Annotated in this window: 8 protein-coding genes and 1 pseudogene; 2 read left to right on the top strand and 7 right to left on the bottom strand. The window is 47.0% G+C overall.

All coding sequences use genetic code 11. The features are described 5' to 3' along the window. From JOY44_RS18895 to JOY44_RS18870, 6 genes are all read right to left on the bottom strand, one after another. On the bottom strand, positions 1 to 1098 hold a 1098-nt coding region (locus JOY44_RS18895), incomplete at its 3' end, for an elongation factor G (RefSeq protein WP_171575122.1). Between the two features lie 87 nt (positions 1099 to 1185). Then, positions 1186 to 1656 carry a 30S ribosomal protein S7 gene (gene rpsG / locus JOY44_RS18890; protein ID WP_171575121.1) on the bottom strand — a complete coding sequence of 157 codons (471 nt, stop codon included), beginning with the start codon at positions 1654 to 1656 and terminating at the stop codon, positions 1186 to 1188. 174 nt (positions 1657 to 1830) lie between these two features. Continuing rightward, positions 1831 to 2211, bottom strand: coding sequence for a 30S ribosomal protein S12 (gene rpsL, locus JOY44_RS18885; protein WP_171575120.1), 381 nt, complete (start codon positions 2209 to 2211; stop codon positions 1831 to 1833). Between the two features lie 202 nt (positions 2212 to 2413). Next, on the bottom strand, positions 2414 to 2749 hold the full coding sequence (locus tag JOY44_RS18880) for a HesB/IscA family protein (protein ID WP_171575119.1): 336 nt from the start codon (positions 2747 to 2749) through the stop codon (positions 2414 to 2416). A gap of 66 nt (positions 2750 to 2815) precedes the next feature. Continuing rightward, positions 2816 to 3235 (bottom strand): cupin domain-containing protein, encoded by a 420-nt coding sequence (locus tag JOY44_RS18875; protein WP_171575118.1) that lies wholly within the window; start codon positions 3233 to 3235, stop codon positions 2816 to 2818. A 199-nt stretch (positions 3236 to 3434) separates the two neighbouring features. Next, positions 3435 to 5219, bottom strand: a complete 1785-nt coding sequence (locus JOY44_RS18870) for a phosphodiester glycosidase family protein (protein ID WP_171575117.1) — start codon at positions 5217 to 5219, stop codon at positions 3435 to 3437. A 518-nt stretch (positions 5220 to 5737) separates the two neighbouring features. Here JOY44_RS18870 and gltB point away from each other — a divergent pair. Together gltB and JOY44_RS18860 are read left to right on the top strand one after the other, a co-directional pair. After that, positions 5738 to 10417, top strand: a complete 4680-nt coding sequence (gene gltB / locus JOY44_RS18865) for a glutamate synthase large subunit (RefSeq protein ID WP_171575116.1) — start codon at positions 5738 to 5740, stop codon at positions 10415 to 10417. 124 nt (positions 10418 to 10541) lie between these two features. Beyond that, a complete protein-coding gene (locus tag JOY44_RS18860; protein WP_171575115.1) occupies positions 10542 to 11651 on the top strand; it encodes a hypothetical protein in 1110 nt (369 codons plus the stop codon). 169 nt (positions 11652 to 11820) lie between these two features. On the opposite strand, the pseudogene JOY44_RS18855 reads toward JOY44_RS18860, so the two are convergent. Continuing rightward, a pseudogene (locus tag JOY44_RS18855) lies at positions 11821 to 12686 on the bottom strand (low-complexity protein); the annotation flags it as partial.

Genomic DNA, 12686 nt, shown 5'->3' with positions numbered 1-12686 from the left:
GCGAGAAATTCTTTCTTTTTTATCCTTGGCTGCATTTAGTACATAACTACCTTTCTGCAAAACACCTGAATAAACACGAACAAAGGTCAGACGACCGTAAGGATCTGCCATGATTTTGAATGCCAATGCCGCCAAGGGCTGGTCATCATCCGCAGTACGTGTAACCGTTTCACCCGTCAAAGTAAGACCTTGAACGGGGGGGACATCGACAGGAGCGGGCAAATAATCTATGACCGCATCCAGCAAGAGCTGAATACCTTTATTCTTGAAGGCGGAACCACACACTACGGGTACAATTGCACCACTGAGAGTGCTTTTTCGAAGAGCTAATTTAATCTCTTCCTGAGTTAGCTCTTGACCGTCTAGATACTTTTCAGTTAGTGTGTCATTTGTTTCAGCAACAGATTCGATTAACTTAAGACGATACTCTTCGGCGATTTCAGCAACATCTAATGGAATATCAGCCTCTTCAATATCAGTGCCTAAGTCGTTGTTAAAGAGATAAGCCCTCATCCGCACCAAATCAACAATTCCCCTAAGATGATCTTCATTACCAATCGGGATTTGAACCGGGACAGCATTAGCGCGTAAGCGATCGCAGACCTGCTGATGAACCTTGAAAAAGTTTGCTCCGGTTCGATCCATCTTGTTGATGAAAATAATCCGAGGTACGTTATAGCGGTCTGCTTGCCGCCACACAGTCTCAGTTTGAGGTTGGACTCCTCCCACAGAGCAAAGTACTGTAATAACTCCATCGAGAACACGCATAGAGCGCTCAACTTCTATCGTGAAATCTACGTGCCCTGGGGTATCAATAATATTTATCTTATACTCAGGTTCACCCAGCATTGGCTGAGTAGGATGTCGGGGATCGCGCCGAGTCCAAGCAGAAGTGATTGCAGCAGCAGTGATTGTAATACCACGCTCTCTCTCCTGATCCATCCAATCGGTTACAGCAGTCCCCTCATGAACTTCACCCATTTTGTGAACCACACCAGAGTAGAACAAAATCCGCTCTGTCGTTGTTGTTTTGCCCGCATCAATATGCGCAGCAATACCAATGTTTCTAACTTGTTCTAGCGGGACAGTACGGGGCACAGCTACCTCCTTGGTCTCTGTAGCAACAGTGTCAGCACTATTGCCTTATAAAACCTTGATACTCTGCTATCAAGGAAAAAATTTAATCTAATAGCGATAGTGAGCGAATGCCTTGTTAGCTTCTGCCATGCGGTGTGTCTCTTCACGCTTACGAATCGCACTACCTGTCTGATTCGCTGCATCCATCAACTCATTTGCCAATTTACTTGACATGGTTTTACCAGCGCGCTGGCGAGCAAATTGAATCAACCAACGAAGAGCAAGTGCAGTTCCTCTATCTGAACGAACCTCGATTGGTACCTGATAGGTTGCTCCACCAACACGGCGAGCTTTAACTTCTACCAAAGGAGTAGTGTTTTTAACTGCCTGTTCAAAGACTCCCATCGGGTCAGAACCTGTACGCTGCTCAATAGCCTTAAAGGCATCATAAATAATGCGTGAAGCTAGGGATTTTTTGCCACTCTCCATAATTCTTCTTGACATCATTGTGACAAGACGAGAGTTGTAAACCGAGTCAGGGGGAACAGGACGTTTCTGAATAACCGTACGACGGGACATAAAGCAAATAACCTTCAGTTAACAAGAAAATAAATCAGAAAATTTTTCAGACACTCTGAAGCACTCAAACAGTCTGAAGATCAAACAACGACATTCAAGCATATTACCCAAACTTAGCAAGAGACTCTCGAGGCTTGAAAGCACAGAGAAGCCACTGCATTTAGCCGTTCACAGTTACTTAGCGGCTTTGGGTCGCTTTGCTCCGTACTTAGAACGTCCTTGCTTACGGTCTTTTACACCTGCGGTATCTAAAGTGCCACGAATTATATGGTACCGGACACCTGGCAGGTCTTTAACACGCCCGCCCCGTATCATTACAACAGAATGTTCTTGTAGGTTGTGACCGATACCTGGGATGTAAGCTGTTACCTCAAAACCAGAGGTCAAGCGAACTCTAGCAACTTTACGCAGTGCCGAGTTAGGCTTCTTTGGCGTTGTAGTATAGACTCTAGTGCAAACCCCACGGCGCTGAGGGCAGCTTTTTAGTGCCGGAGACTTCGTCTTCTTAATTAGTTTTTGACGTTCACTACGAATGAGTTGCTGAATTGTAGGCATGTCTAGAGTTAGTACGGCAGTCTTATCGTTTTGGCTTTTTCCAACTTTTCAAAGTATTCTCTCGTCCGGCTTCAGTGCAAAATATCACAAAGCTTTAAAGTCGAAAGTATTGGAAGTTGGCAGAAATTCTAGTCTACCATATTTCTTTTATTCGATACGCTACTGCCTATTATTCAATTTTTTTCAGGAAGTACCTAAAGCCCTAGCCATCATTAGAAATAGAGAAAGAGTTGCCACAACTGCAAGACTGGATAGCATTGGGGTTATGAAAGCGGAAGCCACCGCCCATCAAGTCTTCTGAATAGTCAAGAACCAACCCATTCAAGTATGGTAAGGCTTTGGAACTCACAAGTACCGAAATACTAGCGCTCTGATATACATGATCTTCAGGCTGAGCATCTCTATCGAACGTGAGCGAATAGGAGAAATTGAGACAGCTTCCAGATAATACTGAGATCCGAAGTTTTGAGTCAGCACTATGCGTTTTTGCTTTAAGCCGTGAAACTTCGTTAGTGGCGGAAGCACTGAGTTGGATCATTGCACTTAGAGTTGAAATTGCTGAAGAAACCTGCCGGCAGGTTATCACACTATATATTTGACTAGCTTACTTTGCAGCAGTACGGGCATAATCATCTTGAAAGCGAATGATATCGTCCTCACCAAGGTATTCGCCGTTTTGAACTTCTATCAGAACAAGCGGAATTACTCCAGGGTTTTCTAAGCGATGAGCTGTGCATTGAGGTACATAAGTCGATTGATTGCTGTGCAATATAAGTTCTTCTTCCCCACAAACAACCTTGGCAGTACCGGAAACTACGATCCAATGTTCACTCCGGTGATGATGCATTTGTAGGCTAAGGCGGTGACCAGACTTCACCTCAATTCGCTTAATTTTGTATCCTCGACCTTCTTCAAGAATGGTGAAAGATCCCCAAGGGCGTGATTCACCGGATGTAACAGACAAGGGGGCAACGTCGGATAGAGTAAGTGCTTGAATCTCTTGAATCTCTTGAGTGGAAGGCACGATGAATTCTCCTTAAGCTTAATCATCATGGGGTAGGTGGGAAGAGTACCTCCCGTGCGTTACCATAGCAAATTTTTCTAATGACTTGGCACCTCAAATCCCCTTAAATTGATTGAATCCACATATTTAACTATTTTCTAAAAAGCTGTCTTTATGTTGGGGGATAGAGGCGAGCATGAGCAACGCAAACTTGAAAAATCTAGCGAAGAAAGATGCCGATTCCGTTGTGAACGCGGGCGGCTGAGTTAGGAGGGCGATCAATGACTTGTCCGCCTAGGTAAAGCGTGGTGGAGCTACCACCATCTAAATTTAGGGCGTTAATTGCACCAAGCTGCTGGAGAATTTGTGCCATTTCAGTTAAGGTGAGTGCGCTACCATTCAGTTTTTCGTAAGCGGTAACCAAAAGGATCTGACCAGCGTTTGTTTGAGCGATCGCACTGCGAGGTGCGGTTTCGGCGGCAAAAGCGTTGCTGAATCCTTCTATTTTTGAGTTCAACACAATCTGCGAATTTTGAATTAATAAAGGTCCAGCGCCAAGAACATAGGGATAGCGATTTATCTCCTGTGGATCGGTACTGCTATCTAGTTGTAGTAGTGTTCCCGGCGCTAGTGCAGAAGCGATGGATTGATTTGAGCGCAGCACTAGTAAATAGCCATTACTGGGAATAGACACTCCAGCGCTACCTGCTTTTGCCAAGGGCTGTTGGCTCACAACCCCATTGTTTTGTACTGAAATGATTAGCTCATTGTCTGATAGGGAAGTATAGGTCGCGCCCCAGTCAGCCGTATATCGAGCAATGCCTGCTTGAATGTAGCCACTGTTGAGATGCGTAATTGCCAGGCGTTGTCCGGTGGAAGTGGTGAGAGTTTCTTGCAGGGTAAGGCGTTTAAAAGCAAAATTGCCTGATCCATCCCAGGCGATCGCGCCTCGATTTAGAATCGGACCCGACAACCACCGTCCATCTACGCGAACGGCACCCAAGGGCAACTGCCGAATGCGGTTAAAAAATCCGCCATTAATCGCGGCGGTGACCTGCGCTTGCTGCGCGGTTTGGGCAAGGGGGGCAATTCCCATCATGGAGGACAGGTTAGGCACAATCGGCTTCAGGCTCAGCCCCGGGTGACGAGGATCGAGTTCTAGCCAGGTGACAGGCACTCGATTGGTGCCGATCGCCAGAGTCTGTTGCCGGGAGCGCAACCCAGGTGCCCACAAAACATTGCGTTCAATCAGACTATCAGGACGAATATCCACAATAATACGATCAGGCTTTGCAAGACTCCAGATGCGGGGTTGAATGCCGTTAGCAATCCTCAATCGGACGCGGGTTTGATTGCCTAATGACTCAACGCTGACCGACTGAAAATATTTGCCAGAGGCGTTCTTCATTTGTTGCAGAATATTGGGCATAACTTGAGCGTTGAGAGTCAGAATAACTTCTTGATTAGTAGAATCGGTCTGCCATGGGGTTGAGCGGTCTAATTCAATCACGATGCGATCGCCCCAAGCTGGATGACCTTGACGAATCGCCAACATGTTGGCAACTGGGGATGTGATTTGCAGGGCGGAATCAGCAACTTTCATCTGCCAGCCGCTTTGAGCTGCCATATCCGTTATATCTAAATAGCGCTGAGACGAGATCAAGCGTGTGAATAGGGCGCTTGGCTGCAATTGAGGTGGAGTAAACCATTGAATGGGCTGCTGAGTAACAGTGTTGGCAGTGAGAAGTTGAATGCCGACAGTGGGAGTTAGGGCGCGATCGCTGATCCCAATCCGCAACCCAGCATCATCTTGCCACTGACTCCAAGGCGCAGAGAGAGTCTGCCCATTCAGCGAAATTTGCGTTCCCTGCCGAACGGTCGCAAGCGCCTGAGAAGGGCTTGAAATACCCAGAAGCAATAATGCGCTCACGATGCTACCGATCAATCGCACTTGCTGAGCGCTAACCCGTCTTTTTAGCACCGTTGAGTATCGTTTGGCACTCATTTCTTTTTCCTCATTGCATATAACTAAATAAAGTTCAGAATAAAGATATACATTTATAAAGCAGTCTTTACCTTAAAAGGGCATTGATTAATTCGGGAATAGCACCTATAGAAAAAATTTTTAGCAGTTGCCTTCAAACTTTGCCAGAGTGAGAAGGAAGGTCGGACTCTAGAGCAGAAAATCACACTCACCTCGGCAACGCCTCTACACAGAATTGCTGGTTAAAGCTGACTTAGCCGACCTGTTATAGGTGTGTTTGGTTCCTGCTGTACTCTTATTCACAGTCTTTTCCCTGTAATGTTATGAATCTCAAACCGTTTTTTTAGCAAAGATTCCTTTTATAGTGATCTTCTAGGGATTTTGTTTTTTGGTTTTCTGACAAAGCGTCTGCATTTTATAGCCCTGAGATGGGTAGTGATGATGCCGTGAAAGCCCTTAAGAATCTCAAAAACAAAACCTACATTAAATAGACCTCGTTAAAAAATCACCCTACTAACTGAACGAAATACGTCATTGTCATGGCTAACGCAACTGTGAATCAGGATAGCAATCAAGCAAATAGTGGATATGAAGGGCAACGCTGGCTAGTGGAAGAGCGGGATGCTTGTGGAGTTGGGTTTATTGCCGACCAGCAAGGGCGTGCTAGCCATGAGTTGGTTGAAAAAGCATTGATTGCTGCAACCTGCCTGGAACATCGGGGCGGATGCAGCGCCGATCAAGATTCTGGAGATGGCGCTGGCGTAATGACCTCCATCCCTTGGGAGCTTTTCGATGCCTGGTTTGCAGCCGAGAATATTCAATCTGAACGGGCACACATTGGTGTGGGCATGGTGTTTTTGCCTCAAGATGCATCTGTAGCTGAGATCGCCCGCACAACCCTTGAGCAAGTTTCCATTGAAGAAGGAACAACGGTTTTAGGGTGGCGCGTGGTGCCCGTGCATCCTGAGTGCTTAGGTATTCAAGCGCGAGAAAATCAGCCGCAGATCGAGCAATTTTTTGTGCAATCTACGCTGCAAGGTGACGAATTAGAGCGACAACTATATCTGATTCGCAAGCGGGTTTTGCAAGTAGCGGAAAAGGGGGTCGGAAAAGCAGTAGAGGACTTTTACCTCTGTTCATTCTCCAACCGCACGATTGTTTATAAGGGCATGGTGCGATCGGCAGTGCTGGGTGAGTTTTATGCCGACTTGAAACAGCCAGCTTACAAGAGTGCAGTTGCCCTCTATCATCGCCGTTTTAGCACTAATACCTTACCTAAATGGCCCTTAGCTCAACCCATGCGATTATTGGGGCACAATGGCGAGATTAATACCTTACTGGGCAACATCAATTGGATGATGGCAAAGCAGCCGGATTTGGTGCATCAATGCTGGCACGTCAGCGGAAACTCTGAGAGTGGAGAGGGGCTCAAAAATCGTCTGCCTGACTTGCTGCCGACCGTGCGGATGCAGAATAGTGACTCTGCCAACCTAGACAATGTGTGTGAACTGTTGGTGCGATCGGGTCGTAGCCCTCAAGAAGCCCTGATGATTATGGTGCCAGAGGCTTACACCGATCAGCCTGATTTAGCCGACCATCCAGAAATTATCGATTTCTACGAATATTACAGTGGCATTCAAGAGCCGTGGGATGGTCCAGCTCTCCTGGCATTTTGCGATGGCAAAGTGGTGGGTGCTTCGCTCGATCGCAATGGGCTACGTCCGGCTCGATATGTGATTACCCGGGATGGCTACATTGTGGTTTCTTCCGAAGCAGGCGTGGTAGACATTCCTGAAGCCGAAATTTTGGAGAAAGGACGGCTTGGTCCAGGGCAGATGATTGCGATCGATTTGCAAACCCACAAAATCCTCAAAAATTGGGAAATTAAGCAGCAAGTTGCTTCAGCCCATCCCTACGGTGAATGGTTAAAGCAGCATCGTCAAGAGTTAGCGGTTCAGCCGTTTGAAAACGAAGCCCCGAAGTTGGAACAGCAAGAGTTTCTACGCTACCAAACAGCCTTTGGCTTTACAGCGGAAGACGTAGAATTAACCATTCAGGAGATGGCGGCTCAGGGTAAGGAACCCACTTTTTGCATGGGGGATGATATTCCCTTAGCGGTTCTGTCTGCTAAGCCCCACGTGCTGTATGACTATTTCAAGCAGCGTTTTGCTCAGGTAACCAATCCGGCGATCGATCCGTATCGCGAGCGCTTAGTCATGTCTCTAGCGATGCAGTTAGGCGAACGCATCAACTTACTTGAAGCGAAGCCAGAATCGGCCCGACTGATCAAGCTGGATAGTCCAGTGCTGAATGATGCAGAACTGGATCAAATTCGACAATCTGGGTTTGAGACGGCAACTCTTTCGACGTTGTTCAAAATTGATTTGGGTCCTGATGGTTTGCTGCAAGCAGTAATAGAACTCTGTCAGCAAGCAACAGCAGCGGTACAATCGGGCAAGAAAATTCTGATTTTGAGCGATCGCGCTGCTCAAGATAACACCCCTGCTAAGATCAGCGCCGACTTTAGCTATATTCCTCCCTTGCTAGCGGTGGGTGCGGTTCACCATCATCTGATTCGGCAGGGCTTACGGATGAAAGCATCCCTTGTCGTTGATACCGCACAATGCTGGAGTACTCATCACTTTGCTTGCCTAATTGGATTTGGCGGCAGTGCAGTTTGTCCTTATTTGGCGTTGGAAACGGTGCGTCAGTGGTGGCACGATCCTAAAACCCAGGGCTTTATGGAGCGGGGTAAATTGAAGCAAATTACCCTAGTAGCAGCCGAAACCAACTTCCGCAGGGCGATCGAAGACGGTTTGCTGAAGATTATGTCGAAGATGGGAATTTCGCTGCTGTCGAGCTACCACGGTGCACAGATCTTTGAGGCGATTGGTATTGGCGGCGACTTGCTCAATCTCGGCTTTTTGGGCACTGCGTCTCGGTTAGGGGGATTAAACATAGCCGAACTGGCGCATGAAGTGCTGGCAATTCATCAACGTGCTTTTCCAGAATTGACTATCAAAAAGCTGGAAAATTTAGGGTTCGTCAATTCTCGTCCGGGGGGCGAATTTCACATTAACAGCCCAGAGATGACCAAGCATCTTCATAAAGCCGTGAAGCAAAATCAGTACGACCATTATCAGCTTTACCAAGAATACATGGCTGGTCGTCCACTTACAGCACTGCGTGACTTACTGGATCTTAAGAGCGATCGCCCCTCTATTCCTCTAGAGGAAGTAGAATCGGCGGCTGATATCGTCAAGCGATTCTGCACCGGCGGCATGTCGTTGGGAGCGTTGTCCCGCGAGGCGCATGAAACCCTGGCGATCGCCATGAACCGAATTGGTGGCAAATCCAATTCTGGCGAAGGCGGCGAAGATCCGATTCGCTTCCAAACCCTGAATGACGTGGATGAAAACGGGCAATCCGCCACATTGCCTCACCTAAAAGGCTTGCAAAACGGCGATCGCGTTAGTTCTGCCATCAAACAAATTGCGTCCGGTCGCTTTGGGGTCACTCCAGAATATTTGATTAGTGCCCAGCAGCTAGAAATTAAGGTAGCTCAGGGTGCCAAACCGGGAGAAGGGGGACAGCTTCCGGGCAATAAGGTCAGCCCATATATTGCCATGCTGCGCCGCTCTAAACCAGGCGTGACGCTGATTTCACCGCCGCCCCACCATGATATTTACTCGATTGAAGATTTGTCCCAACTGATTTTTGATTTGCACCAGATTAGCCCAACAGCCAAAGTGTCGGTAAAACTGGTGGCAGAAGTGGGCATTGGCACGATCGCGGCGGGTGTGGCAAAAGCGAACGCTGATGTGATTCAAATTTCAGGGCACGAAGGCGGCACTGGAGCCTCGCCGCTGAGTTCGATCAAACATGCGGGTAGCCCTTGGGAACTGGGACTAACAGAAGTGCACCGGGTGTTGATGCAGAACAAACTCCGCGATCGCGTGTTGCTGCGAGTAGATGGCGGCATCCGTACCGGGTGGGATGTCATCATGGCAGCGTTAATGGGCGGTGAAGAATTTGGCTTTGGCACGATCGCCATGATTGCGGAAGGCTGCATTATGGCGCGGATTTGCCACACCAACAACTGTCCTGTGGGCGTAACCAGCCAAAAAGAAGAACTCCGCAAGCGGTTTACGGGGATTCCTGAGCATGTGGTGAACTTCTTCTTTTTTGTGGCGGAAGAGGTGCGATCGCTGCTGGCTCGTTTGGGCTACCAATCTCTCTCAGACGTGATTGGACGTGCGGATTTGCTGAAGATGCGGGAAGGCGTAACCCTGACCAAAACCCACAGCTTAAATTTAGACTGCTTGACCAAACTACCGGATACCCGCGATGATCGTGCCTGGTTAATCCATGAAGCGGTCCACAGCAATGGCTTTGTCCTGGATGACGAGATTTTGGCGGATGCCGATATTCAAGCAGCTATTGCTAACCAAACCAACTTAACCAAAACCTGGAAAGTGGTAAACACCGACCGGACTATAGGTGCCAGACTGGCAGGCGCGATCGCTAAACAATATGGCAACAGCGGCTTTAGCGGACACCTCACGCTCAATTTCAATGGGTCAGCGGGTCAAAGCTTTGGAGCCTTTAACCTACCTGGTATGACTCTTTCCCTGGAAGGGGAAGCCAACGATTATGTGGGCAAAGGCATGCACGGCGGCGAAATCGTTATTTTTCCTCCTGCTGCCGCTGACTACGATCCATCCGAGAACGTGATCATCGGCAATACCTGCCTTTACGGAGCGACTGGTGGCACTTTATATGCTTTAGGTTTGGCAGGTGAACGGTTTGCCGTCCGCAATTCTCAAGCCAAAGCGGTGATTGAAGGCGCTGGCGACCACTGCTGCGAATATATGACGGGCGGCGTGATTGTGGTACTGGGCAAAACAGGGCGCAACGTTGGCGCTGGCATGACGGGCGGACTCGCCTACTTCCTGGATGAAGACGGCAGTTTTTCTGCCAAGGTCAACTTGGAAATCATCAAGCCCCAGAGAATTACTTCCCCTGTAGGCGAACAGCAACTCAAAGAGCTGATTCAAGCACACGCTGAGCATACAGGTAGCCCCAAAGCCAAGAAAATCTTGGACAACTGGGCGGCATATCTGCCAAAATTCTGGCAAGCGGTGCCTCCATCTGAGAAAGATTCGCCGGAGGTGAACCCAGAAACCTCTACGGGTAAGTTGCTTAGCCCTGTGTCTTAAACGGGCTGATTGCTAAAAACGAAGTGGTGTTTTCCAATGCAGCAATCTTAGTAGGTTGCTGCTTTTTTGATATATTTTCAATTGAGCGATCGCCCAACATATTGCCGCTATTACTAGTAGAAACATGGCGAAGTTAGGAAACATTGAAATAGCCAACAAAAGCTCTAACTTTGATTGCGGTGCTGCATTTCTTTTGTCAGAAAAGGAATGTCCAGAAAGCAAAATTGTCATAGTTGAGCCAGAGTCAGAAGTTGAGGTTCAGCAAACTAATCCTTACGTGGTTATTAGAAGTAAAGGGTTGAATAATCCAGATTCTCTTGCTGAGGAATTATATGAAGTAGCTCAAAGGGGGCTTGATTTACTTTGTATTAGCGGCATTGCAAATCTTTCTATTCACAGAGCCTCTGATGAACATCTAATTTGGTGGCGGGAAAGTTCTCAACAAATCCTGAGAGTAGTTTGTGTATACAAAGTGAAATCTGGAGCAAGCAGCATATCAAGTGATAGTTTGCATCCACAGAAATATCATGAAAGTCTAAGATATTTTCGACTATCGCAAATCACAGATGATCTTTCAGATGCCTATCGGAATATGTATTTAGCTCTTGAACTTTTAGTTACTTCAATTAGCCCCAAAAGAAGTAACGAATCTGAGCTTGTATGGTTAAAACGAGTACTTAAGGATGAGGCTAATAACATTTCAGGCTTTCCGGCTGTAGATGAAGAAATAATCAGAAAAATTTACCGTGATGTACGCTGCCGCTTATTTCATGCAAAGGAAAACTATATTTTGCCGCAAAGTTATGACTCATCAGAAAGAAAGAACATTACTCGGATTTTAAGGGAGTTAACAACCATAGTTCTTTCTTTAGCGGAGAATCATTTGAATCTTAGTCGTAGTGGAGGTGTTTTACCACTTAGCGCATTTAAATCAACCATTGAATGGATGAAGCTACAGTCAGAAATGATTATTTCAGATATGAAAACTACAGCGAGATACGCTCCTGAATTTTCTAACGCTTGCCGTGAAGCTGTTTTTGGACAAGTAGGTTTAACTGATCTAGAAAGATGTGGAAATCTATCAGAGTTTGTCTTTCAGTCTTCCAGCACAAACACTGCGCTTCCTGTAAATTTAGCATTAGAGATAACTGCTGAGTTCATTGATCAGCTTCAAGTAGTAGCAGGCTTGGAGTTTATAAATTCAGATGGACCAAAATATTTCTTCAAAACATAATCTTTATTGAAAGAGGGTTGCTATAGGTGATGAAAGCGATCCGCAAAGATGCTTGAAAACAGGATGACTTTTGATAAAAAAAGGGCAGACCGTTCTGCCCTACAAGGTTCAGTCAATCTCCATAGCAAGACGTTGGGGGCGATGAAATTGTGCCCGGTTTTCATTCTGCCTAAGATTTCGAGGGCGGAGAACTGCTAAAAAGAGCGATCGCCACCCGGAGGGCTTGCCCAACGGCAGATAAACGAACAGAGTTTGGTGCTTGGGCGCTCCATTTCAGCAAATTTTCTCGAAAGGCTTCATCTCGTTTGGCACGTTGAGCGACTGCTTGACTAATGACCTTGCGCTGAATGTCTTTTGTGGCAATGCCTTCTTGTTGTAGATAGTCCAGCAATCGCTGAACACTATCGACTAATTGATCTGGTGCTTGAGTGACCAAAATATGCTGAATCTGACGAACTACTTCTTGATAAAGATGAGCGCGACGATCGCTCGGCATTTGGGGCGATCGCTGAGCCGCTGATGTTGCGACAGCTTCTCCAGTTTCCGCCAATGCAATTCCCAGCAAGCTCAAAATTTCTGGTCGATGTGACAAAAAACGCTGTTGCAGCTCTGGATAAAGCTGAAATACCCGCCTTGCTAGCACTTTAGAATTCACCGTGCGATTGGCAGACAGCTTAACCCAATAATTGCCTTCTACAGGCTCATAGGATTTTATCTGCAAAATCAGCCCTGGCTCTTCAGCCGCAACCTGCACCAGAGTAAATGCCAACACTTCCCAATTGACAGACTCGGTAAAATATAAATCCACTCCTGTGTGGTCATCTTGGTAATAGGTGCCCATTTCACCCGGTTCAAATTCACGTCCTTGTGGAACGCGATCGGTTGGCTTTTTCTCCGTATGGTTGAACTGGGTGTAGAGATAACGACACTGCACCTTAGAAAAATCCACTTCTTCCGGGTGCCAGTTGAAAATACAGCATCCCGTCAAAATTGCTCCATCCAGCGTGGTTTGAATCAAATGACTCTCTAGCAGGT

Origin of the sequence: Leptolyngbya sp. Cla-17, assembly GCF_016807185.1 — a bacterium.
Classification (GTDB): Bacteria; Cyanobacteriota; Cyanobacteriia; order Leptolyngbyales; family Leptolyngbyaceae; genus ULC077BIN1.
Note: the sequence above shows the minus strand (reverse complement) of the source record. Positions and strands in the feature narration are given on the sequence as shown.